Annotated in this window: 25 protein-coding genes and 1 pseudogene; 11 read left to right on the plus strand and 15 right to left on the minus strand. The window is 66.9% G+C overall.

The annotated features are described in order from the left end of the window. The 4 genes from G6N67_RS36705 to G6N67_RS36720 form a co-directional block, all read right to left on the minus strand. The gene (locus tag G6N67_RS36705; protein WP_036443048.1) at nucleotides 1–987 is read right to left on the minus strand and encodes an HAD-IIA family hydrolase; all 987 of its coding nucleotides are present in this window, start codon (nucleotides 985–987) and stop codon (nucleotides 1–3) included. Nucleotides 988–1,134: 147 nt separating this feature from the next. Continuing rightward, nucleotides 1,135–1,617 (minus strand): carbohydrate kinase family protein, encoded by a 483-nt coding sequence (locus G6N67_RS36710; RefSeq protein WP_051579332.1) that lies wholly within the window; start codon nucleotides 1,615–1,617, stop codon nucleotides 1,135–1,137. Between the two features lie 124 nt (nucleotides 1,618–1,741). After that, nucleotides 1,742–2,869 carry an NAD(P)H-dependent amine dehydrogenase family protein gene (locus G6N67_RS36715; protein WP_073906126.1) on the minus strand — a complete coding sequence of 376 codons (1,128 nt, stop codon included), beginning with the start codon at nucleotides 2,867–2,869 and terminating at the stop codon, nucleotides 1,742–1,744. Continuing rightward, on the minus strand, nucleotides 2,826–3,374 hold the full coding sequence (locus G6N67_RS36720; RefSeq protein ID WP_036443046.1) for a TetR/AcrR family transcriptional regulator: 549 nt from the start codon (nucleotides 3,372–3,374) through the stop codon (nucleotides 2,826–2,828). Before G6N67_RS36720 ends, G6N67_RS36715 begins: the two co-directional genes overlap by 44 nt. Before the next feature lie 109 nt (nucleotides 3,375–3,483). Here G6N67_RS36720 and G6N67_RS36725 point away from each other — a divergent pair, with 109 nt between their 5' ends. Next, complete coding sequence (locus G6N67_RS36725; RefSeq protein WP_036443467.1) at nucleotides 3,484–4,230, plus strand: 3-oxoacyl-ACP reductase family protein; 747 nt, start codon at nucleotides 3,484–3,486, stop codon at nucleotides 4,228–4,230. Between the two features lie 4 nt (nucleotides 4,231–4,234). Here G6N67_RS36725 and G6N67_RS36730 read toward each other — a convergent pair whose 3' ends face one another. Both G6N67_RS36730 and G6N67_RS36735 read right to left on the minus strand, forming a co-directional pair. Next, nucleotides 4,235–5,293 carry a glycoside hydrolase family 183 protein gene (locus G6N67_RS36730; RefSeq protein ID WP_036443464.1) on the minus strand — a complete coding sequence of 353 codons (1,059 nt, stop codon included), beginning with the start codon at nucleotides 5,291–5,293 and terminating at the stop codon, nucleotides 4,235–4,237. A gap of 56 nt (nucleotides 5,294–5,349) precedes the next feature. Then, complete coding sequence (locus G6N67_RS36735; RefSeq protein ID WP_051579347.1) at nucleotides 5,350–5,868, minus strand: hypothetical protein; 519 nt, start codon at nucleotides 5,866–5,868, stop codon at nucleotides 5,350–5,352. Nucleotides 5,869–6,060: 192 nt separating this feature from the next. Between G6N67_RS36735 and G6N67_RS36740 the strand changes: the two genes are divergently transcribed. Genes G6N67_RS36740 through G6N67_RS36755 form a run of 4 tightly spaced genes read left to right on the plus strand, consistent with a single transcriptional unit; the run spans nucleotide 6,061 to nucleotide 10,938 of the window. Further along, complete coding sequence (locus G6N67_RS36740) at nucleotides 6,061–7,542, plus strand: ABC transporter substrate-binding protein (protein ID WP_051579331.1); 1,482 nt, start codon at nucleotides 6,061–6,063, stop codon at nucleotides 7,540–7,542. Continuing rightward, nucleotides 7,539–8,504, plus strand: a complete 966-nt coding sequence (locus tag G6N67_RS36745) for an ABC transporter permease (protein WP_036443040.1) — start codon at nucleotides 7,539–7,541, stop codon at nucleotides 8,502–8,504. The genes G6N67_RS36740 and G6N67_RS36745 overlap by 4 nt, the downstream gene beginning before the upstream one ends. Further along, entirely contained in the window at nucleotides 8,501–9,379 is an 879-nt protein-coding gene (locus G6N67_RS36750) for an ABC transporter permease (protein WP_036443037.1), read from the plus strand. Before G6N67_RS36745 ends, G6N67_RS36750 begins: the two co-directional genes overlap by 4 nt. Then, nucleotides 9,376–10,938 carry a dipeptide ABC transporter ATP-binding protein gene (locus G6N67_RS36755; protein WP_036443035.1) on the plus strand — a complete coding sequence of 521 codons (1,563 nt, stop codon included), beginning with the start codon at nucleotides 9,376–9,378 and terminating at the stop codon, nucleotides 10,936–10,938. Before G6N67_RS36750 ends, G6N67_RS36755 begins: the two co-directional genes overlap by 4 nt. A 1-nt stretch (nucleotide 10,939) precedes the next feature. Here G6N67_RS36755 and G6N67_RS36760 read toward each other — a convergent pair whose 3' ends face one another. Beyond that, nucleotides 10,940–11,743, minus strand: a complete 804-nt coding sequence (locus G6N67_RS36760; protein WP_036443032.1) for a class I SAM-dependent methyltransferase — start codon at nucleotides 11,741–11,743, stop codon at nucleotides 10,940–10,942. A 58-nt stretch (nucleotides 11,744–11,801) separates the two neighbouring features. Here G6N67_RS36760 and G6N67_RS36765 point away from each other — a divergent pair, with 58 nt between their 5' ends. Beyond that, nucleotides 11,802–12,539: an SDR family NAD(P)-dependent oxidoreductase gene (locus G6N67_RS36765; protein ID WP_036443029.1), complete on the plus strand. Its 738-nt coding sequence runs from the start codon at nucleotides 11,802–11,804 to the stop codon at nucleotides 12,537–12,539. 69 nt (nucleotides 12,540–12,608) lie between these two features. Then, the gene (locus tag G6N67_RS36770; RefSeq protein ID WP_036443026.1) at nucleotides 12,609–12,830 is read left to right on the plus strand and encodes a DUF1918 domain-containing protein; all 222 of its coding nucleotides are present in this window, start codon (nucleotides 12,609–12,611) and stop codon (nucleotides 12,828–12,830) included. Here G6N67_RS36770 and G6N67_RS36775 read toward each other — a convergent pair. Next, nucleotides 12,827–14,155, minus strand: coding sequence for a glycoside hydrolase family 183 protein (locus G6N67_RS36775; RefSeq protein WP_036443023.1), 1,329 nt, complete (start codon nucleotides 14,153–14,155; stop codon nucleotides 12,827–12,829). The two genes, G6N67_RS36770 and G6N67_RS36775, sit on opposite strands and share 4 nt — an antisense overlap. 247 nt (nucleotides 14,156–14,402) lie before the next feature. Here G6N67_RS36775 and G6N67_RS36780 point away from each other — a divergent pair, with 247 nt between their 5' ends. Beyond that, nucleotides 14,403–15,050 (plus strand): hypothetical protein, encoded by a 648-nt coding sequence (locus tag G6N67_RS36780; protein ID WP_419724255.1) that lies wholly within the window; start codon nucleotides 14,403–14,405, stop codon nucleotides 15,048–15,050. Here the strand turns inward: G6N67_RS36780 and G6N67_RS36785 are convergent. The 6 genes from G6N67_RS36785 to G6N67_RS36810 all read right to left on the minus strand — a co-directional run bounded on the left by G6N67_RS36785 (nucleotide 14,978) and on the right by G6N67_RS36810 (nucleotide 21,078). Then, nucleotides 14,978–15,457, minus strand: a complete 480-nt coding sequence (locus tag G6N67_RS36785; RefSeq protein ID WP_036443017.1) for a DinB family protein — start codon at nucleotides 15,455–15,457, stop codon at nucleotides 14,978–14,980. The genes G6N67_RS36780 and G6N67_RS36785 overlap by 73 nt on opposite strands. Before the next feature lie 73 nt (nucleotides 15,458–15,530). Next, nucleotides 15,531–16,133 (minus strand): class I SAM-dependent methyltransferase, encoded by a 603-nt coding sequence (locus tag G6N67_RS36790; protein WP_036443014.1) that lies wholly within the window; start codon nucleotides 16,131–16,133, stop codon nucleotides 15,531–15,533. A gap of 79 nt (nucleotides 16,134–16,212) precedes the next feature. Continuing rightward, the gene (locus G6N67_RS36795; protein WP_051579330.1) at nucleotides 16,213–17,688 is read right to left on the minus strand and encodes a purine-cytosine permease family protein; all 1,476 of its coding nucleotides are present in this window, start codon (nucleotides 17,686–17,688) and stop codon (nucleotides 16,213–16,215) included. Nucleotides 17,689–17,756: 68 nt separating this feature from the next. Beyond that, nucleotides 17,757–18,434, minus strand: coding sequence for a gamma-glutamyl-gamma-aminobutyrate hydrolase family protein (locus G6N67_RS36800; RefSeq protein WP_163642451.1), 678 nt, complete (start codon nucleotides 18,432–18,434; stop codon nucleotides 17,757–17,759). Beyond that, nucleotides 18,431–19,813, minus strand: a complete 1,383-nt coding sequence (locus G6N67_RS36805) for a glutamine synthetase family protein (protein ID WP_081812881.1) — start codon at nucleotides 19,811–19,813, stop codon at nucleotides 18,431–18,433. The genes G6N67_RS36800 and G6N67_RS36805 overlap by 4 nt, the downstream gene beginning before the upstream one ends. After that, nucleotides 19,810–21,078, minus strand: a complete 1,269-nt coding sequence (locus tag G6N67_RS36810; RefSeq protein WP_051579328.1) for a YlbE family protein — start codon at nucleotides 21,076–21,078, stop codon at nucleotides 19,810–19,812. The genes G6N67_RS36805 and G6N67_RS36810 overlap by 4 nt, the downstream gene beginning before the upstream one ends. A gap of 228 nt (nucleotides 21,079–21,306) precedes the next feature. On the opposite strand from G6N67_RS36810, the gene G6N67_RS36815 reads away from it, so the two are divergent. Both G6N67_RS36815 and G6N67_RS36820 read left to right on the plus strand, forming a co-directional pair. Next, on the plus strand, nucleotides 21,307–22,353 hold the full coding sequence (locus G6N67_RS36815; protein WP_036443012.1) for a LacI family DNA-binding transcriptional regulator: 1,047 nt from the start codon (nucleotides 21,307–21,309) through the stop codon (nucleotides 22,351–22,353). Then, nucleotides 22,350–22,991, plus strand: coding sequence for a flavodoxin family protein (locus G6N67_RS36820; RefSeq protein ID WP_036443010.1), 642 nt, complete (start codon nucleotides 22,350–22,352; stop codon nucleotides 22,989–22,991). Before G6N67_RS36815 ends, G6N67_RS36820 begins: the two co-directional genes overlap by 4 nt. 8 nt (nucleotides 22,992–22,999) lie before the next feature. Here the strand turns inward: G6N67_RS36820 and G6N67_RS36825 are convergent, their stop codons facing one another. Then, nucleotides 23,000–23,818 (minus strand): universal stress protein, encoded by an 819-nt coding sequence (locus G6N67_RS36825; RefSeq protein ID WP_036443008.1) that lies wholly within the window; start codon nucleotides 23,816–23,818, stop codon nucleotides 23,000–23,002. Between the two features lie 771 nt (nucleotides 23,819–24,589). Between G6N67_RS36825 and G6N67_RS39435 the strand changes: the two are divergent. After that, nucleotides 24,590–25,450: pseudogene (locus G6N67_RS39435) on the plus strand (adenylate/guanylate cyclase domain-containing protein); the annotation flags it as partial.

Raw genomic sequence — 25,450 nt, forward strand, 5'->3', positions numbered from 1 at the left:
CTACTCCGTCGTGAACAGGATGTGCGGCGCGCCATCCGGCGCCGTGGCCGGGTGAGCTGCCCACCAGGCGGCACAGGCGGCGCGCCAGCTGTCGAGGTCGTCGTCACGGCCGCGGATGTGCACGTTCGTGCCCGACACCCGGGCCACCGCGGCGCCGCAGGAGTAGGCCTCGCCGTCGGCCGTGATCGATGGGTATTCCTCGTAGAGTTGGCCCAGGGAACGGATCAGATATCTCGGACGCTCGTCCACGCGTGCAGTCAGGGCCGTTTGCGGCGAGTCCACGCCGGTGAGGACGAGGGCCGTCTCCATGCCAGCGCGATTTCCCCCGAGGATGTCGGTGTCCAGCCGGTCTCCGACGACGAGTGCTCGCTCGACGCCGGAGTGGCGCGCCGCCGTCTCGAAGAGGGCAGCCTCTGGTTTTCCTGCGACCAGAGGCCATTTGCCGGTGGCAGCGGCCACCGCGGCGACCAGGGTGCCGTTGCCGGGGGCAAGTCCTCGCTCCTGCGGCAGGGTCATGTCCATGTTCGTGGCCACCCAGGTGGCACCCGCCGTGATCGCATAGGCGGCCGCTGCCAGATCCTTCCAGCCGAGGGCAGGCGAAAACCCTTGAATGACAGCGTCCGGCTGATCATCCCAGGCAGACACGACGACAAGTCCTTGTGCCCGTACCGAATCGGCGAGGATCTGACTGCCGACCACGAGCACAGCCGATCCGGATGCCACCTCACGGGCCAGCAGTTCCGCTCCGGCCAGCGCGGACCCGAAAACTTGATCTGCGGTGGCAGGTGCTCCCAGTTCCCGGAGATGAGCGGCAACCTCCGCGCATGAGCGCGACGCGTTGTTCGTCACGTACGCCAGGCTTTTGCCTTCGCCTACGAGTTTGCCGAGTGCATCGGTTGCGCCGTCGATCGCTCGCGGTCCGCGGTACACGACACCGTCGAGATCCGCGAGCACTCCGTCAAAATTGTCAATAAGCCGTGCGGTCATCGATTTCCAAACCTTCCGGTGCTGCAGGCAAGCTGCGCTTGTTGACGGTTCGGGAAGCGCAGCTTTGAGCGCGCGTCAAACGCCGCCCCTCGGCGTCGCCGAACCAGCAGAAAGACCACGGTCCTACGCTCACCTCAAGGTGGAGGGTCATACGGCGACAGGCGTGACGGCCCGCGCCGCGCTGACGTTCGCGTCGTGCAGAATCCCTCGAAGATCGTCGAGGCCGATCGACCGTAGGTTCTTGCGATCGGACTTGCGGGCCGGCAGGTTCCGGGCGTTCAGAGCGTGCAGCAACCCGGTCATGAAGGCGTCCTCCCACTCGGCGGTGTCGGTGCCGGCAACCCGCTGCCCCCGGACGTGCACTGAACCGCTCCTGGTGTATCCCGTGGCTGTGGTGTCGCCGTGGGTGACAACCAGGATCGCCGGGCCCCGAGACATCAACCATCGGATCGCGTCACCGTGGCGATCCCCTGGCCGGAGCCATGCCAGATCCCCGTCGCTGAGCTTGACGATGTCACTGCGAGAGATCATTTCGTCGATTCGGGCGATCTCGATGTCACGGGGGTCGCGATCGCCGGCCCGGTTCACCCGCACGCCTACGTCCGAGGCGGATCCGGTTGTGACAGTCATATTCACTTCTCCTCCTCCGCGGTTGGTGCGTGACATCAATGGTCCGGTCGTATGCGGGCAGGGGGAACGCCAATTCGGGATGGTTTGTGCTACCCATTCGAGTAGGCGGCTGCGGAGAGGTTACTCAGCGAATGGTTCCCGCACCGGGGATCAGTGGCAGGTCGAGCGCAGTGACCCATCCCGGCGAATGTTCGTTGACCGCGACGACAGCGTTGAGCGCCCGCAACCCGGTGGCCAGACAACCGGCCGCCGCCGCGTCCCGCCCGGAGCCGTCGGTGAACCGGAACGCGGTCTCCTGCGAGATGCTGGGCGTGCCTTCGATGTCAACGCGGTAGACGTCGTTGTCAGTGCCGGTCGGCCAGTCGGGTGCGGCGTCGAGACCGATCCGGTTGACGTGCTCAAGCTGGATACGGGTCTCGCCGCGATAGATGCCGTTGATGGTGAAGCGCACCGCCGCGACGTTGCCCGGCGCGATGATGCCCTTGGCAGTCTTGCGTTCGTCGGGCGTGACCCATTTGTCCCACGTCGTGGTGATCTCGTCGAGCTCGATTCCCGCCGCGTAGGCGATCATGGGAACCGTTGCACCCCAAGACAACACGAGGATGTCGCGATTCTCCAACAACGGCCGGTGCTCGGGCGGCTTGCCGATGCCCATCTCGAACTCGTAGTCGCCGGTGTAGTTGGTGTAGTCGAGCAGCTCTGAGGCCCGCACGCGGCGCACTTCAGAGCACAGACCCATCAGGGTCATGGGGAACAGGTCGTTGGCGAAACCCGGGTCGATGCCGGTGGTGAAGCACGATGCCCCGCCCGCGTCACACGCTTCGGTGATCGGTTCGATCCAGCTCGGTGGGTTGAGGTGCATCCTGGGCCAGACCCACGGCGTCATGGCCGTCGAGCAGACGTCGATGCCGGCCCGCAGGAACCGGGTGATCACGTCGATGTTGGTGTCGGCGTGCGCGGCTGTCGGGCCGTAGTGCACCACGGCGTCGGGTCGCAGCGCGATGAGCGCGTCGATGTCGTCGGTCGCGACGATCCCGGTCGCGGCGCCGAGCCCGCAGACGTCGCCGATGTCGCGGCCCACCTTCTCGGGATTGCTGACACCGACGCCCACCAACTCGAACAGCGGGTGCTTGACGATCTCGGCGATCACCATGCTGCCGACAAAACCCGTGCCCCAGACCACAACTCGTTTCGCCACGGCGTTCACCTTAGGGCTTCGGCCACCCCGCCAAGGCCAGATCGGCGATCGCATGCAATTCCGCACGGTCGGCACCACTGCGGGCCTGGATCGAAATCCCTTGGCAGATGGTGCTGATCCAGCGAGCCAGCAACAAAGTGTCTACGTCGGACAGTTCTCCCGCGGCCACCGCTTGGTCGAATCGTCGAGCCAGCTCACGCGCCGCCGCGTCACGAAATTCGGCCAAGCCAGCCGTATTTCCGACCAGCAGGCATCCCGGCGTCTCTCCGGAGGTGGCGTCGGCCGCGCCGTGCACCATGGCTTCGGCAACCTCGCGCGCGGTCGGCCGGGCCAGCGCATCGGCCATGTAGCCCCCGGGCCCCGCGACATAGCGTTGCTTGGCGCGTTCGAAGAGCCCCTCCTTGGATCCGAACTCGGCGTAGATGCCACGCCGGTTCACCCCGGTCGCGGCCGTGAGATCGCTGATCGACACCCCCTCGAAGCCGCGATCCCAGAACAGCCTCATCGCGATGTCCTCGACCTGGTCGGGATCGAACTCCCGCGGCCGCCCCACCGCCATGGCGCCACCTCCTCCGTGATCCCGGTCACACCGGGAATCTCTCCCTCGACAACGGACTTGACCAGATCATACTTTGTAACCAATCGGTTCGAAATAGAGAGGCATGGACATGAGCACAGCACCCCTGACCGGACGCCGGGCCCTGGTGACCGGAGGCTCGCGCGGAATCGGCGCGGCCATCGTGCGCCGGCTCGCCGCCGACGGCGCCGCAGTGGCGTTCACCTACGGCGTCTCAGCTGCCGAGGCCGACAAGCTCGTGGCCGAGGTGACGGCCGACGGCGGCGCGGCGGTCGCCATCCAGGCCGACAGCGCCGATCCCACCCAGGTGGCCGGAGCCGTCGAGCAGGCCGTCGCCGCGCTCGGTGGTCTGGACATCCTGGTCAACAACGCCGGGACCGCACACATCGCGCCGATCGACGAATACCCGCAGGAGCAGTTCGACCGTGTCGTGGCGATCAACATCGGTGGCGTGTACTCGGCCATCCGCAGCGCGGTGAGACACCTCGGTGAGGGATCGCGCATCATCAACATCGGCAGCATCAATGCCGACCGCGTGCCGGTGGCCGGGTTGGCGGTGTACGCCATGACCAAAGGCGCGGTCGCCAGCCTCACCCGTGGGCTCGCCCGCGAACTCGGCCCGCGCGGCATCACCGTCAACAACGTACAGCCGGGCCCCATCGACACCGACATGAATCCCGCTGACGGCGAATTCGCCGACGCCATGCGGCAAGTCATGGCGTTGGACCACTACGGCAACACCCGTGACACCGCTGCAGTGGTGAGCTTCCTGGCCGGCCCGGAATCCGGATTCGTCACCGGAGCCAACTGGAACGTCGACGGCGGGTATACGGCCTGAGCGGTCAGAGGTTGACGGTGTCCGGCGGCCACGGCCGCGCGGTGTCCTGCAGGGCTGCCTTGAATTGCATTGCCCGGTAAGGCCATCCCGTAGCCGTGTGCCACTGGGAGACGACCAGACCGACACCGCCTTGGATGTCGAGGCGCGAGCCCGGCAGCACGTAACCGCCGTAGAGCTGCGCCACCTGGCTGCGGCTGTGATCCTCACCGGCCCATGACGAGCCGATGACGGGAGTCTGCACTTCCGTGGTGTGCATGTTCGCCACCGGTGAGTTGACGACGCGGTAGCCCAGCGCATACCGCGACGCCAGAAACCCGCCGAGAATCCACTGCCCGGGCCCCAGCCGACGAAAACTCAGCTCGCCCCACCGTTCCCCGGGTGGCGTGATCGGTGTGGCCAGCTGTCCCCACTGCCAACGCCCGTGCGAGAAACCCCAGCTGGAGTAGCGCTGCCTGTCCCCGATCCGCTCGGGCCGCACCCGCATCAAGATGATGCCTTTGTCACGTTGAAATCCGGTGGCCGCCACGTAAACCCAGCCATCGTCGGGATCGAGATCCCATGACCAGCACTGCGCGTGACCACCGTGCAGGCCGGCCGGGAACTTGGCCTGCTCCCCCAGATGAACCCAGGAGATTCCGCTGTCGTCGGATCGCCAGATCTCCGTCCAGATCACGTTGGAGAAACCACGATTGACGATGGCGTGCAGATAGATCGCATCACCGACACACAACAGATCGGACGGGATGACGGTGCTGATGCCGCCGCGACTCCAGCCCGTCGAGGCGTCGTCGTGCACGTAATGCCACAGCTGGCGCGCATAGTCCGGGTCAGGTCCGCCGGCGCGCTCGTAGACGATGCGATGGTTGGCATCGCCGGTGCCGATGAGGATCACGGGCGAGCGCCAATCCCCTTCCCCGACTCTGCGGCCCGAGAACGTGTCACCGAACACCGACACCAGCGATCCGTTGGGTGCAGTCACCGACGCACCCAGGTCGGTGCACGTCACCCCGAACTTCTCGGTCAGGCCGGGCCCGGTCAGGTCGACGGCCTTGCCGTTGAGCATCGGCAATGTTGCGGACTGGCTGCTGCGCAGCGCCCGGCCCGCACCGCGGCCCAGGCTCAAGTGCACCACCGCAAGCCGCCCGGCTCGCAATCGAGCGGGTAGCGCTTGACCGGGATGGGAAGCGGCCGATCGTACTTCAACGTGAACGGGAAATTGTGGATCGCCGGGGCCAGTCCACAATCGGCATTGTTGGCGACTGATCGCGTTCCGGTCAGCGTCACATCGTCGAACCTGTACGTTTCGGTGATGGGCGCCCAACTGCCGTCGGAGCATTGGATGCCCTCCAGAACCGACGTCGAGTACGTCCACTGTCCGTCGGCCAACCGCGCATCGCCACCCTTGATCCCCCGCGACGTCTCGACGTGCAACCGGCACGCCACTGCCAGCTCGAGCGGCTCCCGAAGATCACCGACCACCGGCACGCACGACGGGTACACGGTGAAGGTCTGCGGCCCGGCTCCTTCCTGGGTGTAGGTGTAGACACCCTCCATCACCGGTTCGGCCTGTGCCGGGCCGGCAAACCCCAGGCCGGCCCCCGTTCCGAGGGCGGTGGTCAGGGCGGTCGCAACAGCCATGCGCTTGAACGTCACAATGGGTGAGTATCGCAGTCTTCATCAGCGTCGTCACCGGTATGGGTCCGGTCGTGCCGGACGGGCCCGTGTGGCGGCCCCAGCGGGTGAGCGTACTGGCGGGTCACCCGCGGTGATCCTGGAGAGATCGTGACAACACGACCAGCGGTTAGAGCGTTAGCGACAGTCCTGGTATTCATGCTGGCCGCCTGTTCCACGGGCAGCCGGGTCAACCTGGGCGACGAGTCGTCGGGCGCCCTGATCGCGGCCATCGCGGGCGAACCCGATCAGCTCGACCCGCAGCGGACCAGCGCTTACTTCTCGTTCGAGGTGCTGGAGAACGTGTTCGACACGCTCGTCGAACCGGACGAGAACCTGCAGATGCGGCCGGCGCTGGCGAAGTCGTGGGAAGTCAGCCCCGACCAGCTCACCTGGACGTTTCACCTGCGCGATGGGGTCACGTGGCACGACGGCACTCCCCTGACGGCTGACGATGTCGTCTACTCCTACCGGCGCATCATCGACGAGCAACTGACCAACGTCGACAAGTTCAGCGCGGTGTCGGATGTGACGGCCCCCGATCCCGCCACCGTGCGCATCAGGGTCGCACACGCCACGCCCAACCTGCTGACCAATTTGGGCGGCTTCAAAGGCATGGCGATCGTGCAGCGCAGCAACGTCGAAAGCGGTCAGATCGCCACCCATCCGATCGGCACGGGACCGTTCTCGTTTGCGGGTCGCAAGAGCGGTGACTCGATCACGCTCAAGGCCAACCCGCGGTACTGGGGCGGCCCGCCGCACGTGTCCGGGGTGACGTTCCGGTTCATCTCAGAACCGTCGACGGCGCTGTCGGCGTTGCAGGCCGGTGAGATCGACTGGACGGATTCGGTGCCGCCGCAGCGCGTGGCCCAGCTGCGCAACGACGACTCGCTGACCCTGGCGGTGACACCGAGCAACGACTACTGGTACCTCGCGCTCAACGAGGCCAAGCAGCCGTGGAACGACGTGCGCGTGCGCAAGGCCATCGCGTACGCGATCGACCGCGATGCCATCGCGGCAGCCACCAGTTACCGCACCGCCACGGTCAACCAGCTCGCCATCCCACAGGGCAACCCGTGGTACACGGCCTACGACCGCTACCGGTACGACATCGAGGAAGCGGAGAAGCTCCTCCACGAGGCGGGGGCCACACCGCGGAACCTCGACATGCTGGTCACCAGCGAATACCCCGAGACCGTCACGGCCGCCCAGATCGTCGCCGACAACCTTGCACCGCTCGGCATCACGGTGAACATCCGCACGGTCGACTTCGCGTCGTGGCTCGACGAGCAGAACAGCGGCCACTTCGACATGCTGATGATGGGTTGGCTCGGCAACATCGATCCCGACGACTTCTACTACGCGCAGCACCACACGAACGGCACCAGCAATGCGCAGAAATTCTCCGACCCGGAGGTGGACCGGCTGCTCGATGCCGGGCGGGTCGAAACCGACGAGGCGAAGCGCAAAGACCTCTACGCCAAGGCCGCAACCCGGATCGCCGACGAGGTCAGCTACCTCTACCTGTACAACCCGTCGGTGATCCAGGCCTGGGCCACGAATCTGTCGGGTTACCAGGCGCGCCGCGACGGGGCCGTCCGGTTCCGCGGCGCCGAGCTGAATCAGGGTGGGACGAAATGACATTCCCGACGAGCCCGATCGTGCGGTTCCTCGCCCGGCGGTTGCTGCACTCGGCGGTGGTGCTGGTCGGCGTGTTGATCGTGGTGTTCGCGTTGGTGCATCTGGTGCCGGGCGACCCGGTGCGCATCGCGCTCGGTACGCGCTACACCCCGGAGGCCTACGCGGCGTTGCGGTCGGCCAGCGGTATGGACCGGCCGATCGTCGAGCAGTTCTTCGGCTACATCGGCTCGGCACTGACGGGCGATCTGGGGGTGAGCTTCCGCAACGGTGATCCGGTGACCGTCACGTTGCTGGAACGGTTGCCCGCCACGCTGTCGCTGGGCCTCGTGGGCATCGTCATCGCGCTGCTGATCGCCCTGCCGGCCGGGATCTGGTCGGCACTGCGGGAAGGCCGCGTCAGCGACGCGATCGTGCGGATCGCCAGCCAGTTCGGGGTGTCCATCCCCGATTTCTGGATGGGCATCCTGCTGATCGGACTGTTCGCGTCCACGCTGGGCTGGCTGCCGACCTCCGGATACCGGCCGCTGTTCGACGATCCGGGTGGGTGGCTGCGCCACATCGTCCTGCCCGGCCTCACCGTGGGGCTGGTCGCGGGCGCCATCATGACCCGCTACGTCCGATCGGCCGTGCTGGAGGTCACGGCCATGGGCTACGTGCGCACGGCCCGCTCGAAAGGCCTTGCTCCACCGGTGATCACGTTCCGCCACATCGTGCGCAACGCGTTGCTGCCGATTCTCACCATCACGGGAATTCAGCTGGCGACGATCCTCGGCGGGGTCATCGTGGTCGAGGTGGTGTTCGCCTGGCCGGGGCTGGGCCGGCTGGTGTTCAATTCGGTTGCGGCCCGCGACTACCCGGTCATCCAGGGTGCGGTGTTGCTCATCGCGGTGCTGTTTCTCCTGATCAACCTCATCGTGGACGTCCTGTACGCGGTGGTCGACCCGAGGATCCGGCTGTCATGACCGTCACCGAAGGCCGGGTCTCGTCCTGGCGACTGCTGCTGTCCAATCCGGTGACCGCGATCAGCGCGGCCGTGCTGATCGCGGTGGTGTTCGTCGCGGTCACCGCGCACTGGATCACCCCGTTCGGCATCAACGACATCGACGTGCCCAATGCCCTTCAGCCGCCCAGTGGTTCGCACTGGTTCGGCACCGACGAACTGGGCCGTGACGTGCTCTCCCGGGTGCTCGTGGCGGTCCAGGCGTCGTTGCGGGTGGCGGTGGTCAGCGTGGCTTTGGCCGGGGTTGCCGGGGTGCTCATCGGCGTGGTCGCGGGCTACCGCGGCGGCTGGGTGGACACCGTCGTGATGCGGGTCGTCGACGTGATGTTCGCGTTCCCGGTTCTGCTGCTGGCACTGGCCATCGTGGCGATCCTCGGGCCAGGCATCACCACCACGATGCTGGCCATCGGCATCGTCTACACGCCGATCTTCGCGCGGGTGGCCCGGGCCAGCACGCTGAGCGTGCGCGTGGAACCGTTCGTCGCGGTGTCCCGCACGATGGGCACGGGCGACGGCTACATCCTCACGCGACACATCCTGCCGAACATCGCGGGGCCGTTGATCGTTCAGCTGTCGCTGTCGCTCGCGTTCGCGATCCTCGCGGAGGCGTCGCTGTCATTCCTGGGGCTGGGCATTCAGCCGCCACAACCATCGCTTGGCCGGATGATATTCGACGCCCAGGGGTTCGTGACGTTGGCGTGGTGGATGGCGGTGTTCCCCGGTGCGGCCATCTTCGTGACGGTGCTGGCCTTCAACCTGTTCGGCGACGGCCTGCGCGACGTGCTGGATCCCAAGCAGCGCACCATGATCGAGTCCAGAAGGGCGGGCAAGCAGTGACGCGACCCGTCTTGAGTGTGGCTGATCTGCACGTGACGATCGGCCGAAGCGACATCGTGCGCGGGGTGTCGTTCCAGGTTTCACGCGAACAGACCATCGGCATCGTCGGTGAATCCGGTTCCGGCAAGTCGATGACGGTACTCGCGGCCACCGGCCTGCTCGACGCACCGGGTGCCACCGTCACCGGCACCAGCACCCTCGCCGACGGCACCCAGCTGGTCGGTGCGTCCGCCCGCACACTGCGCCAAGTACACGGCGGCAGAGTCGGATTCGTGTTCCAGGATCCCGGAACGTCACTCAACCCGCTCTTGACGTTGTCCCGCCAGATCACCGAAACGCTGGAAACCCACCGCAACATGACGCGTCGGCAAGCACGCGACCGCGCGGGCCACCTGCTCGACGCCGTGGGCCTGCCGACCGAACGCCTCGACGCCTATCCCCATCAGCTCTCGGGCGGGCAACGCCAGCGGGTGATGATCGCGATCGCGCTGGCGTGCGATCCCGAACTGCTGATCGCCGACGAGCCCACCACGGCGCTGGACGTCACGACGCAGGCCCAGATCATCGACCTGGTGGCCGACCTGCAGCGGGATTTCGGCACCGCGGTGGTGTGGATCAGCCACGATCTCGGGGTCATCGGCCAGGTCGCCGACGAGGTGACCGTGCTGCGTGACGGCGAGGCTGTCGAGCAGGCGCCGATCCTCGACGTTTTCGACCATCCCCGGCACGAGTACACGCGTGAATTGCTCGACGCGAGACCACGCATCGACGGGCCTGGCCCTGCCTCGGTACCGGCGGCACCGGTTCTGTTGGCGGTCAACGACCTTGAGGTTCGCTACGACCAGGTGACCGCGGTCGACGGCGTGTCTTTCGAGATCCGGCGCGGCACGACACTGGGCCTGGTCGGCGAGTCCGGGTCGGGAAAGTCGACAGTGGCGGCCGCCCTGACCGGGCTGGCCGAGCCGACCGCGGGCACGGCGACCCTCGACGGGCTGGACGTCTTCGGCGCCGGCCGGGAGCTGCGGCGCCGGATCAGCCTGGTATTCCAGGATCCGTTCTCGTCGCTGAATCCCCGCACCCGAATCGGTGCGGCGATCGGCGAACCACTGCAGGTCCACCGGCTGGCGAAAGGTCGCCGCGCCCGGGCCGAGCGAGTGGCAGAGTTGCTCGAACTGGTGGGACTACCGGCGGAATTCGCATCACGCTACCCACACGAGCTGTCCGGCGGTCAGCGGCAACGGGTCAGCATCGCCCGGGCGCTCGCCACCGAACCTGATCTGCTGATTCTCGACGAATCGACTGCGTCCCTGGATGTTTCGATCCAGGCCAAGGTGCTCGACCTGCTGACCGATCTGCAGCGCGACCTCGGGCTGACCTACCTCTTCATCGCCCACGACCTCGCTGTGGTGCACCGGATGTGCCATGACGTATTGGTGATGCGGTCCGGGGCGGCCGTCGAGTACCGTCCCGCAGCGGAGTTGTTCGCCGCGCCCGAGCAGGACTACACCCGCACTCTGCTCGCCGCGGTTCCGCCGTCGAGGCCACGCGTACGCACGTGAGTCACTTCTGCACACGCGCGATGCCCATCAAATGGTTCGACATGTCGCGGATTCCCGGCAGGTGGCCGGTCCGGCGGACGAGACTCAAAGCGGCCTGGTGGATCGCCTCGTCGACCACCGGAAGCTCTTCCAGGGCAAAGCCGTTGGCACCTTCGATGGCATGGGCCTCGGCGTCGGGCAGCCCCGCCGCGGCCAGCTCCTGCAGCAATTCCTCGCCGGTATGGAAGTGACCGCCCGGAAACCGGATCGTCGCTGGCGGGTCACCGCGCTCGAGCAGTGCGACGAGCTCCGCGGGATAGGGCTGGTCCAGCAGGTCGCCGCGGCCCAGCGTGTTGACGGCGTGGCTCGCGAACCGCGGAATGACCGCCGCGAACACCCAACCGCCGGATCTGCTGACGCGTTTGGCTTCGCGCAGGCACCGAATTCGGCTCTGCCGCGCAGCGATGTGGTACAGCGGACCGAAGAGCAGGACTGCGTCGAACGCACTGTCCGGGAACCGGAGATCCCGGGCGTCGCCATGCTCGGCGACGAACGTGCCGTGCCGCCGCGCAGTGTCCACATGGTCGGGCACCGGGTCGATGAGCACCACATCGTGGCCGCGTTCGGCGAGCGCGGCCGCGTGTACGCCCGTGCCACCGCCGACATCGAGGATCCGGGACCGTGGTCCGATCCGTGCGCCGATCAGCTCCTGCACCCGCTCGAATTCCAGCCGACCCTGCGCCGACCGGTTCCCCAGCCGATCGGACTCGGCGAACTGGTTGCGGTAGTAGTCCTGGATCCGTGCGTCGAGGTCTGGCTGGTCCATCGCATGACCGTATCGACCGCGCGCAACCGGATTTCGACTGCGTGAGAAGGTCTACCCCATGACTCTGGATGGCAAGGTCGCGTTGGTCACGGGTGCATCGTCGGGATTGGGCGCCGCGGTCGCCCGGTTGTTCGCCGAGCGGGGTGCCACGGTGTTCGGGATCGCTCGCGACGCCGAACGGATGGCCGACGTGTTCACGGACGTTCCCGGCGGCACGTACACATCGGTGGACATCTCGTCGGCGGAGGGCTGCAAGCGGGCTGTGGCGCAATGTGTCGAGGAGTTCGGGCGCCTCGACGCGTTGATCAACGTCGCGGGTTTTCACCAGATGCGCCACACCATCTCGATGACCGACGAGGACTGGGAAAAGGATCTCGCGGTCAACCTCAACGGCCCCTTCTTCCTGTGCCGCGCGGCGTTGCCACATCTGCTCGAGACCGGCGGCAACATCGTCAACGTCGCCTCGATCGCCGGAATCGAAGGCGAGGTCTACTCGGCGGGGTACTGCGCGGCCAAGCACGGGCTGGTCGGGCTGACGCGCGCACTGGCCATCGAATTCACGTCCGAGCGGCTGCGGGTCAACGCGGTCTGTCCCGGCGGCATGCTGACCCCGCAGACCACCGAGTTCGCCGCACCCGAGGGGGCGGACTGGAATCTGATCCTGCGCATCGCCGCGCCCCGCGGAATGATGGACGTGGCCGATGTGGCCAAGACCATCGCGTTTCTCGCCTCTGACGATGCGGCCGCGGTACACGGCGCGGTGTACATCGTCGATGCCGGAAAGACCGCCGGATAAACCTTCCCCATCGCCACCGGTGCGCGCACGATGGAGGTGTCCGCCGAGTAGGCGAAGGGAGGGCGGACGATGAAAGCGCACGTCGGCGATTTCCTGGTCGTGAAGGGCACGACCACCGACCAACACGAACAACACGCCGAGATCATCGGGGTTCGCAGCGAGGACGGCTCTCCTCCGTACGAGGTGCGATGGCTGGGCGACGGGCATGAAGCCACGATCTACCCGGGCACCGATGCATTGGTGGTCTCAGCCGCCGAGCACGCACGCACAGCTGAGCGCGCAGGACACTAACTGCTCGACGCACTGCCGGACGCAGACAGCGACGTCCGCATCAACATCACGCTGTAGTCGGACCACCGCGACAGCGTGAAGTACAGCTCGCTGCCACTGGACCATGGATGGATGTAGGGCGCGTAGATGCCGCCCGGTACCGCGGTCGAACTGACGATGGTCTTCGCCTGGCTCCACGGACCTTCCGGCTTGTCGGCCGTCCGCATCACCACTGCCGAGGTCGTGTTGGTGTAGAGCATGACGAACTTCTTGAGGTAGTCGTTCCACGCCACCGACATCTCGCTCCCGGGTGCCCACACCACCTGCATGGCCAGGAACGGGAATCCCTTGAGCCATCCGAACGGGGTGTAGTACTCGTAGGCGGACTTGTCGGCGACCGCGGTCTCGACCACGCGCGACAGGAACGGCATGCCGCCGCGGCCGGCGCCGGTGCCGTAGGCATAGACATAGCCGCCTGAGCGCAGGTAGGCGCCCATCTGGAAGTTCTGATCCCCCCAGGTGAACGGCACGCCCGGCACGGTGTTGAACCAGCTCGGCCGGATGCCGGTGACCGGCACGGTCCAGGTCTCGCCGTTGTTGGTCGACACCGCCACCGCGGCGAAATTCGTCGACCACTGACCGGGGGCGCCCCACTGACTGACCGACATGAAATTCACGTACTGCGTGGTGCCCACCGCGATTCCCGCCGTGGGGATGATCGTCACCTCGGTTCCGGCGAGCCCGAGGCTCTGGATCACCTGGCGCGAGAAGTTCGGCCGCGCCGCATCCACCGGAGACCCCGCATAGACGTTGCCCGGCACCGGATTGGGAATCGTCATGCCGTCGGCGAGGTTTCGGTCCGAACTGCGGAACAGCGTGTTCTTGCGCCACTCCTGGTCGGAGGCAGCGCAGTTGCCGAACGTGTCGCCGAAGGCGACGAGCACCTGGTTGCCGGCCCCGGTTTGCCCGTTGTCCCAGACGATTCCGAGGTCAGCCCCGGAGATGCCGAAGCGGGTGTAGCTGTCGGTGCTCGGGCCGGTGATCCATCCGACGATGGTGGCAGCCGACGCCGTCGGCGCCGCAGCGGCACGGGCCGCGGTGTTTGGTGCGACGGCGGTGTCTTTTGCGGCCTCGGGAGTGGTGGCGGTGCCCGCGACACTGGCCGGTTCACGGCCGATGGGCAGATGCAGCACCCGCGCGATGGACGGCGTGGCCGAGCGGGCCGACGGACTCGACACCGAGCAGGGATCCGCGCTTGCCTGCGGGGCGACGGCGATCGGGCCCACAAGCGAAAAAGCCACGGCGGCCGCCAAAGTCACCGATGCCAGTCGACGGAAGGCCGGCATGACTCACCTTTCGGGTCAACGCGTTGAGTGGATCGGCGCCAACCCTGGAAGCGCGATCGCCTGTGACAATAGTTGCTACAGAGTCTGATGTGGTTTGCCGTCACACGTTCCGGTATCCATCCGTGACCAGGTCGAGACCACGGCGGAAATTCAGATGCGCCCGCTGGGCCTCGCTGGTTACCGTGCCTTGGTGAGAATTGTGTCCGGCAAGAAGATCCGCGACGTGGACGTTGGTTAATTCGCCGAGCTGGCGTCGGAGTACCGCAGACTGCTGATCGACCTCGGCACCGGCGACGGCAAGGCCGTGCTGGCCGCGGCGGCCGCCGACAGCAAGTGCTTGGTGGTCGGGGTCGACGCCAACGCCGCAGGCATGATCGAGGCGTCCCGACGAGCCGCTCGTCCAGGCGCTCGCGGGCTACCCAACGCGGTGTTCGTCGCCGCAGCGGTCGAACGGTTGCCCGTCGAGCTGACCGCGGTCGCCGACGACGTGACAGTCAATTTTCCCTGGGGTTCGTTGCTGCGCGGATTGCTCGCACCTGAGCCCACGGTGCTCGGCGCGGTGGCCGGCACCATGAAGCCGGGAGCGCAGCTACGGGTGGTGTTCTCGGTGACCGATCATGATGGCATCGCCGGCGTGCCGACCGTCGACGACGCCGCGGGGGTCGGCCATCTGGCGATGCCCTATGCCGCCGCAGGACTGCAGATCGACGCGGTGCGCCCGGCCGGGGAGGCCGACGTCGAGGCGTCGAGCTGGGGTAAACGGCTGCGGGCCGGGTCGCAGCGGTCTACTTGGCTTTTGAGGGCTCAGCGCACCAAGGATCCTCAGCCGGCAAGTATCTGTTCGCGCAGGATGTCGGCATGTCCGCAATGGTGCGCCAGCTCGCGCAGCACTTGAAGGTAGACCCAGCGGACCGTGCGCGGTCCGGCCCGGTGGCCGGTCACCACCGCATCGAGCGGCAGCTCAGCGACCGCGGCGCGCGCCGTCGCACACGCCTGTCGATGGGCCGCGGTCACCGAAGCGATGGTGTCGTCGTCGCCGAGCCGAAAGGACTCGTCCGGGGTCTGCACCAGGCCGAGTTCCCGGCGCGACGTGCCGCCGACGCACTCCTCGAACCAGACCCGTTGCATCCACGTCACGTGCTTGAGCAGCCCGAGCAGTGTCGTAGCCGACGGCACGAGCCGGCGGCGAACCTGCTCCTCCGTCAGGCTGTCCAAGGTCAGCTCGATCATGTTGCGGTACTCCTCGATGAACGCCTCGAGCTGGGTGCGTTCATCGTCCAGCGTCACGTCAAACGAGCCCATCTGAATCTCCAATCCGCCGTCCGGTCTTGTGCGCTTCCGGCGAGTGAGTTGCCGGCCTGGCGGGCATATGCCGCTACCGTGTTTTGTGCCACGTGATGGCATATCGCCAGAGCGGTAGGCGACGCCACGTCATGCCGGGCAACACCGTTGCTGCGATCCGCCGGACCTCCGCGTAGGTGTGCGGGAACTGCATCTGGACCGGGGCGTTGTGCTGCCAGAAGCCGCGAGTGCGAGACAGGATCTGGTGCTGCACGGCACCGATCAGTTCATAGGCGTAGTCGTGCACGGTCGAACTGCGGGCGCAGCCAATCACCACCAGAGCTCCACCGGGTGCGGTGAGGTCTGCGAGCCGCTGCAGGCCGGCGACCAGATCGGGGAAGTGATGGACGGTCGCCACCGTGGCCACGAGGTCGAAATGCGCCTCGGGTAAGTCGTAGGTCAATGCGTCGCCGGTGAGCCACGTGATGTTTGCATCGGTGCTCGATTGAGCGCGGGCGATGCTGGCGGCGTCGGAGTCGATGCCGGTGACCTCGGGGATCTTCTCGGCGAGGCGAACCGCCAGGAGGCCGTCGCCGGTGCCGACGTCAAGAGCCGTGCGCGCGGTCGGTGGCGCGGCGGCCAGCGCGATGTCGTAATAGTGCGTGTTGTGATTCCATCGGTCTCGTTCCTTGCGCACCTGACCACTGTGACATGCGCCGGTGGCCGAGACCGGGCGGCTACGCGTCGTTGCGTAGCCGCCCGATCGTTCGCCGCGCTCAGCTGGGTTCGAGCGCGGCCGCGGGTGCCTCCTGAGCCGAGGGGTTGTGCTCCGGGAGGCGTTCGGGGCCATAGACTTCGGGCTTGTCCGGCCAGAAACGGTGGATGACCGGGCAGCCGGCCAGGGCGACCACACCCGACGCGAGCAGTCCGCCGTCGATGCCGCCGACCAGCGGCGCCAACGGTCCGGTGTAGGCGTCATTGACCGAGAACGTCATGCCCACCACCGCCGAGACGACCCACAGGCCCAGCGTGCGCGGGTTCAAACCGCCGTGGTACCAGTAGATTCCGCCCCGTTGCCGTCGGTTGAACACCTGCAGGTCGTCGACGTCGTAGTAACCGCGGCGCTTCACGTGACCGTAGACCACGATCACGACCCACGGGATCGAGAAGCACACCAGGAGCTGCAGGTAGATCGACATCCCACTCTCGATCCTGTCGTAGAAGTGGCCGACGTAGACCAGAACCGTTGCGAGCCCGCAGGCCAGCAGCGTGGCCTGGACGCGGTTGAACCGCGGGATGATGGCGCTGGTGTCCAGCCCGGTGCCGTAGGTGTTGATGACGGCCTGCGTGGTGCCCGACGCGAGACCCAGGTAGAGCAGTGCGGGGATGTACCACAACGGCACGATGTCGACGATGCCGAACACGAACGGGGTGTCGGCGTCGGCCGCACCGGCGTTGAACGCGGCCGCCGAGGTGAACGCACCCCACAGGAAGCACACGCCCGTCCCGAAGATGCCACCGAGGAACAGTGTCAGCACGATGCGGCGGTCGGAGAATTTCTGTGGCGCGATGTGCCGCGTCCAGTCCCCGGAGTACGCGGCGTACGACGAGACCGTGGCCGCGCTCAGCAGCGCCGAGACCAGCCACGTGCTCAGCTCGGAACCGAAGGCGTAGGTTCCGGTGCCGGCGTAGGACGCGTCGAAGTCCTTGGCGTAGACGAACACTCCGACGACCATGCACAGGCCCGCGGTCGGCAGGATGAACTTCAGCGACGCCATCATGCTGTGGTGGCCGTACACCGAGATGACCGTCACGATGATGCTGAGCACGGCGTAGGCGACCAGCCTGACGGCCTCATTGTCGGGCATGTCGAAGAACCGGATCAGCGCCGACGCGAGGGCGTCGCCACCGGTCCAGATCGAGATGGCCGCGAAGGCCAAGCTGGCCGTCCCTTCCAGGACCGACCCGATCAGGCGGCCGGCCACGCCGAAGTACGCGCCGCTGGACACCGGATTGTTGGTGCCCGAATGCGGTCCCATGAGTCCGGACAAGCCGAGGAACACGGCACCCACGGCGGATCCGGCCGCGATGGAGGTCGCTGCCGACCACCAGCCGAGGCCGAACGCGATCGGATACCAGCCGATGATGAACAGCCCGAATGTCATGCTGCCGCCGAGCAACAGGACATACAGGTTGCTCGGCCGCGAGCGGCGTTCGGATTCGGGGATGTAATCGATGCCGTGTTGCTCCACGCGCGGGAGCGAGATACGGGAACCAGTGCGCAAATCCTTATAGACGTCCTTGTCTACCATGCGGTTTGTCACTTTCGGACGAGCCATTCGAATGGCTTGAGGTGTGCTGGGTTTTCGGTGTAGATGAGCTCCGGGTGCCATTGGACCCCGAAGCAGTTCTCACCTTCGATTGCCTCGACGACGCCGTCGGGGCTCCACGCGGTCGCCGTGAGCGATCCGGTATCGGAAACAGCCTGGTGATGCTGGGAATTCACTTCCGTCAGGTGGCCGAACAACTCTCCTGCCAGTGAGCCTTCCTTGATCTCGACGCCGTGCCGGATCGAGGCGTAGCCGCCGTCGACGGTGTCGGCCATGTGTTTGCGCACGCCATAGGCCAACAGATCCTGGTGCAGCGAACCGCCGTGCGCCACGGCGAGTAGCTGCGCGCCACGGCACACCCCGAAAGTCTTGAGACCGCGCCGGATCGAGCGTTCGAGGATCGCGAGTTCGACCTGGTCGCGCTGTTCGTCGACGCCCATGAGCGTGGCTTTGGTGGGCTCGCCGTAGCGGCGGGGATGGATGTCCCCGCCGCTCAGCAACAACAGCGCGTCGATCCGATCGGCCAGCCGCAGGGCCCGCGCCGGATCGAGCGTCGCGGGGATCAGGACCGGCACGCCTTCGGCCCGCACGATCGCGTCGATGTAGTTCCGGTGGCTCGCCAGAAAGCCATCGGGACCGAGGCCACAGACAACGCCGACGACTGTCATAGTTCCAGCAGGTACCTTGTGCGTTCGGCGTCGGAGACCAACAGGTGATCGGACTCCCACTCCTTGAGCTTCATCTCGGTGTACTCGCTGACGAACGCCGGCGAGAACGTCTTGTGCACAAGGGGATCCGCTTGGAAGGCCTCGATCGCCTCCAACAGCGTGCGCGGCAGCACCGGCGCATCGGAGTTGTGCGAGGCCTGCTCCAGCGGTTGCCCCGGATCCAGGTTCTCGCGGATGCCTTCCAGGCCGGCGGCGATCATGAGCGCCGACGCGAAGTAGTAGTTCGCGGCGCTGTCCGCGGCCCGGTACTCGATGCACGCACGGTTCTGCGGCAACCGTACGGTGCACGAGCGGTTGTTCGAGCCGTAGCTGACACGCGTGGGTGCCCAGGAGATCTGCCCGTCGGCCAGCCGTGGCGTGAGCCTGCGGTACGAGTTCGTGGTGGGGTTCCCCAGCGCCGTGAAGGCCGGCGCGTGCTTGAGGACGCCCGCGATGAACTGGTAGGTGGTCTGCGTCCACTCCCCTGCGGTATCCCCGACACGGAAGGCGTTGCGTCCGGTTTCCAGGTTCACCAGGCTCATGTTCAGATGTGCGCCCGAGCCCCACATGCTCGCGTACGGCTTGGGCATGAAGCTCGCGAGCAGGCCGCATTCCTTGGCTATCTGCTTGACCGCGAAGCGGAACAGCGTCATCCGGTCGGCCATCTCCAGCACCGGAGCGTGGCCGATGCTGAGCTCGTACTGGCCGTCGCCGCCCTCGTGGCCGAACGCGTAGACGCCGAAATCCAGTTCGCTGAGGTAGCCCACGAGCGTGTCGAGGAACTCGGAGGCATCCAGGGTTGCCTCGACGTCGTAGGCCGGTGACGGCTTGAGCGATCCGCTGCGTGCGACCGGGACCAGCCGGTCACGGTCGCCCTCGAGGGACTCGGGCCGGAACACGTAGAACTCGGGCTCCACCCCTAGGTGCACCGAATAGCCCTGCGCCGCAGCGGCTTCGACTTGTGTTCGCAGCGCATTGCGGGGACACAGCGCAAACGGTTCGCGGCCGCCGTAACTCATGTCGGCGATCATCCACGCATATCGCCGGTCCCACGGCAGGATCTTGAGAGTGCTCAGGTCGGGCACCCCGACCACCTCGTCTTCGGTGGGATTCATGTTGCCTATGCCGCCGAAGCCGCGGGGGGTGTACCGCTCGGCGCCCGCGACCAGGTCCGCGAAGTGCGTCATCGGGACGACCTTCGACTTGGGCCGGCCGAGCACGTCGATCCAGTTCGCCATCGCGTACTTGACACCTTGGGCGCCAAGTTCTTTCGCGACGCGCGTGTGCTCGGGGTCGAGGCTGTACAGCGTGTCGTTGCGTTCGAATATGGTGTCGGTCATGCGTTTCTCTCCTTGGTGAGGTGGGTGAGTTCTTCGGCGGCGCGCAGGAACGGTTCGAGCGGGGCGCGGGCCACGCCACCGCCGATCTGCCCGCCGCCCACACCGGCGATGCCGATGTCGAGGTAGGGAGTGATTCCGGTCGCGGCGATTCGGTGGACGTCGAACCCGACGGGCGTACCCCGGTAGTCCAGCGTCGGGATCCGCAGGTCCGGGTGCTCGCCGGCGCAGATCTGATACATCTGCACGGTGCGGGCGATCATGGTCGCGGCGTTGCCGCCGCTGGACCGCTGTAACGGCAGCGCCGCGGCCTGCGCGACTCCCCCGAGTCCGACGACTTCGGTGATGACGCTCTCGCCGCCCATGAACTCAATGTCGCTCTCGGTGAAGCCCGGGTAGAGGCGTACCGACTCGAACGTCGGCAGCGGACCACAGATCCAGCGCTCCCCCAACCCTGCAACTTGGATGCCGAACTCCTTGCAGGAAAACGCCATCGACGTCACGAGGCTGCTGCCGCCGAAACCCCGCATGCCGTCGGCCATGACCTTGGCCGCGGCCATCGCCAGCCGCAGGAAGAAGTAATCACCCCCGGACAGATAGTCGGCCAGGATCCGGGCGTCGTCCTCGTTCGCCTCGGTGATCGCGGGCAGCAGGGTCCGGGTGAACAGCGTGGTCGCCGCGGTGTTGCGGCTGTGCAATTCGTCGCCCATCGTCAGCGCCCGCTGGATGATCGGCTTGAGCGCCACCCCGCCGTGGCGCCGCACCGCCCGGTCGAGCGCCGGGCCCACGCGGTCGCGTAAGAAGTCGAGGTTGCCGCGGGTCGCGTCGGTGTAGGTGCCGTAGTTCAGGCGGTCGGCGGTGTCGCCCTCATAGAGCGTGCAGTAGGCCCGCGCGCCGGTGTGCGCATCCTCGACCACGAGGACGGGCATCGATGCCGTCGTCACGCCGGCCAGTGAGCCGACGACACCCAGCGTCTGACATCCGGCCACGGTGACCTCGCCGCGCTCGAACGCTCGCACGGCACCGGCCCGGTCGGTGGCGAAGCCTTCGTAGATCGCGGCCCCGAGCAGGCCGTCCCGCTGGCCGCCGGTGTAGGCCGCGAACGGCAGGGACGGCCCCGATGTCAGCACGACATCGCGGCGCATACCCGCGACCGCGTCGATCGCCGGCACGACCCCGACAAGGCGTGGTTCGACGGTGAACACGTTTTCCAACGCGGCCGTGTTCGCGTCGATGCCGGTCACCGGCGGTTGCGTGGTCTGGCTCATTCGGTCGTCCTTCCCAGGTGAAGCGATGTGCAAAAAGGTTTTGGCATATGGTGGTCAGCATGCGCTGCCCAAACTGACTTTCATGAGGCAGATGCTCGACATGAGCGGAAAGTCAGTTTGACAAAACGTTTTGGCGTGTGTTGGTATGGAACGGTAGCGCAGTGGCTCGCGACGGGTCAAGGGTCAAAGTGATCGCGGGCACAGCAGGGCCGGGAATGGAGCAACGCAGTGGCAAACATCAAGGATGTGGCGCGCTACGCCAACGTGTCCCCGACGACGGTGTCGCATGTCCTCAACGGGCGCGGGCGTGTCGCGAAGGAGACCCGAGACCGCGTGCTCGAGGTCGCAGCCCGGCTCGGGTACACCGCGAGCGCGCACGCGCAGCAGCTGGTCACGCGCCGCAGCCGCATCATCGCCATCCAGATGCCCGACCTCGACGCGAGCGGCCGCGGTACCGCCCTGGTGCCGAAGTCCGAATCCGAGTACTTCCTCGAGTTGATCAACGGCGCCGCGGCGGCAGCCACCGACGCCAAGTACGCCCTCATCGTGGTGTCGCCCGGAGTCGACGCGTCGTCGATACGCAGCTTCGGTGTGGACGGCATGATCATCGTCGACCCGAAGGGCTCCGAACAGTTCCTCCAGGCGTCGTTCGCCGACCAGTACCCCGTGGTGACCACGGGTGAACCGGTTGTCGCGGCGGGCCGGCCCTGCTTCGTCGTCGACAACGATCACGAGGCGGCCGCCCGCGAGATATTCGATCACTTTGCCGCCCAGGGCCGTTCGCAGCCGGCCATCATCACCGACACCACGTCGCGGTCCTACATCCGCGACATCCAGCACGCGTACGGGGAATGGTGCAACGCCAACGATGTCCGGCCCGCCGCGGTGGCCGTGGCGGAGTCCTCGCCCGCCGAGATGGGCAAGGCACTCGCCTCGCTGCGCACGGGCCCCTCCCCCGCCGACGCCATCTACACGAGCTCCGACGAGTGCGCGATCGCGCTGCTGGACGCCGCGCGCGAAGCGGGGGTATCGGTGCCGGACGAGCTGGCGCTGGCAAGCGCCGTGGACAGCTCGATCCTGCGGGTCACCAATCCGCCGGTGACCGGAGTCTTCCTGCACCCCAGGGATATCGGGGCGCGGGCAGTGGAAAGTCTGACCGATCTGATCGCACGAAAGGATCCCGATTGCCAACTGCCACCGTTGGACAGCACACGAACAATGATCCCGACGCGTGTGGTGGTGCGCGCGTCAACAGCCATGGAAGCGAATCGATGAAAGTTCTGGTGATCAGCGCGAGCCCGCGCGAGGACGGCAATTCCCACCTGCTGGCCGAAGCTGCCTGTGCGGGCGCGGAATCGGCAGGCCACGACGTGGAACATGTGTTCCTCGACGAGTACGTGGACCGCATGCTGGACAACTGCAGGCGCTGCCGCATGGCCACGGGCTTCTGTTCGCTCGACGACCGCTACGAGGCCCTGCTGCTGGACAAGATGCTGCCCGCCGACGGCATCATCTATGCCATGCCGCTGTACTTCTACGGCATGCCGGCCCGGCTCAAAACGGTGTTCGACCGGCTGTTCTGCTATACCGCCAACAGCGCTCCGCAACAGGAACAGGTGGTCGGCGGCATCACCGGCAAGACTGTCGGTGTGTTGATCTCGTGCGAGGAGAGCTACGTCGGCGCCACCGCGGGGGTCATCGCGCAATTCCAGGAACTCACACGGTATCTCGACCAGAGCCTGGCCGGAGTCGTCGTGGGCAACGCCAACAGTCGCGGCGAGATCGCCTGCGACCCAAGCGATCCGCTGTCCCGCGCCCGGGATCTCGGCGCCCGGCTGTTCGACATCCGCGTCACCGACTACCGGCTGACCACGGTGCGGTCCAACAAGGTGTGGGATCCGGTGGGCTGCTGACCAACCGATCAGCCCTGCGGAACCACCAGCACGGGCCGGTAGGTGCGTTGCAGCGTCGCGGCGGCAACGCTGCCCAGCAACACCTTCTTGAGCGCAGACCGGCCCCGCGATCCGACCACGACCACCGCCGCCTTGCGTTCGTCGGCATAGGCGACCAGGGCGTCGGCGGTCGAACCGGCACCCGAGCCCCGGAACCGCCGCACGTGCGCCGCAGCCACCGCCTCGTCGGCATCGCCGTCGTCGACGGTCACCGTCAGCACGTCCCGGTCGGTGAACAACTGCTCGGCGGCCTTGACCGCGAGGTCGGAACCCGCCGAACCATCCACGCCCACCACGACCGGTCCGCTGCGCAGCGCCTGGTATTCGGTGGACACCATGTGTTGCGAGATCACCAACACCGGCCGGGTCGCGTGGTGCACCACCAGATCGGACACGCTGCCCATCTTGCTGTCGGACGCGCCGATGCCGCGGGCACCCACGACGACGACGTCGGGCGCCAGCTCCTCGGCCAGCTGCGCCAGGCCGAGGCCCTCGCCCGCCCACGTGCGCTTCACGACCGGTTCGGCCTCCCACCCGACCGCACGCGCGAGCGTCGACCCGGTGACCACCAGCCGCTCGGCCTCCTTCTCACTCTCGTGGTCGACCATGTCGATCAGTTCGTTGACGTTGCGCGCCGAGTGCCGTAGCCGGGCCCGTAAACCCTTGCTGCCGAACGGCGGTGTGCACAGGTAGACCACCACGGCCTCGGCGACCGGGAACAACACACTGGCCGTGCTGATCGCCGAATTGGCCGCCGGGGAACCGTCGTAACCGACCACAATCTTCATCGCACGCCACCAATCTCGTCGAGCACTGCCTGTAGTTTCGTTGCCCCCAGGATAGATGCGCCGGTTCGGACACCAAGGAAAATGAGTAGTCCAATACGCTATCGGCGCGTGCCGTCACGCGGCACGCTGCCAAACATGGACGCGCTGTGCGCCGAATCGCCGCCCGGAATCGCGGGCCGGCCGGGCCGCGATGCGTTGCGCCACGTGACGTTCACCCGCTGGGTCTGGGGCGCTGCGGCGATCAGTATGGCGGGCGGCGGAATCGTCTCACTGTTCTTGGCTTTCGCCGCGCCGATCCTGCTCAGCCCCGACGCGACCGATCGCCTGCTGCTGCGCGGGGGTGCCACGCTCGCTGTGTTCCTGACCGTGGCGGTGCCGGTGCTGCTGCGAAATCGGAGGCGTCGGTTCAGGGTGGGCACGCGGTGGCTCGGCGCGGGCCGGCCGCCGACCGACACCGAACGACAGATGGTGCTCGCCGCACCCGCCGAGGCCGCCCGGATGTCGGCGATCATGTGGGGCATCGGCGCTGTGGTGTTCGCGTTGCTCGGCGTCACGGAAACGATTTCGGCGGCGCTGTACATCTTCGCGACCGTGGTTCTCGGTGGGATCAGCACGAGCGCCGTGTGGTATCTGGTCGTCGAGCGCATCATGCGGCCGATGTCCGCGCGGGCATTGTGCGGTGACGCACCCGACCGCCGTGTCGGTCCGACGATCCAGCTGCGGTTGACCATGGCCTGGACCCTGGCCACCGGGGTGCCGCTGCTCGGTGTCATGGTCCTGACGGTCGGCTACCTCGCCGACGTCGGATTCGCCGCCCAACCCACGTTCGTGGCGATCCTGCTGTTGATAGTGGTGGCGATCGCGGTCGGGTTGTTCGCGATCCTGATCGCGGTGCGGTCGGTGGCCGAACGTATCCGGGCGCTCCGCCGCGCCCTGGCCCGCGTGCAGGCCGGCGATTTCGGCGCCAGGGTCGAGGTCGACGACAGCAGCGAAATCGGCAGGCTGCAAGCCGGTTTCAACACAATGGCGGCGGGTCTGGCAGAGCGGGAACGCATTCGCGATGCGTTCGGGGTCTACGTCGACCACGACGTCGCCGAGCACATCCTCGACGCGGGCGCGACGCTGCCGGGCGAAGAGGTCGAGGTGACATTGATGTTCGTCGACGTTCGCGGGTTCACCGCGTTCGCAGAGAAGCTGCGGCCCGCCGATGTGGTCGCCACGCTCAACCGGCTTTTCGAGCGCATCGTCCCACTCGTGCACCTGCACGGCGGCCATGTCGACAAGTACGCGGGCGACGGATTGATGGCGGTGTTCGGGGCGCCGCGCCGACACATCGATCACGCCGACCGGGCCCTGACCGCGGCCCTGGAGATCGCCGACGCGGTGTCCGACGAATTCACCGGGACACTGTCGGTGGGCATCGGGCTCAACTCCGGGCCGGTGGTGGCGGGCAACGTCGGTGGGGCGGGGCGGCTGGAGTTCTCCGTGATCGGCGATGCGGTCAACGTGGCGGCCCGAGTCGAGTCGGCGACCCGCCAGACGGGTGACAGCGTGCTGGTCACCGGCCGAACCATGGCTTTGCTCAAGGGCATTCACGGAGATTTCGTCGAACGCCCCGGGCTTGCGCTCAAG

The sequence above is a fragment of the Mycolicibacterium mageritense genome (assembly GCF_010727475.1).
Lineage (GTDB): Bacteria > Actinomycetota > Actinomycetes > Mycobacteriales > Mycobacteriaceae > Mycobacterium > Mycobacterium mageritense.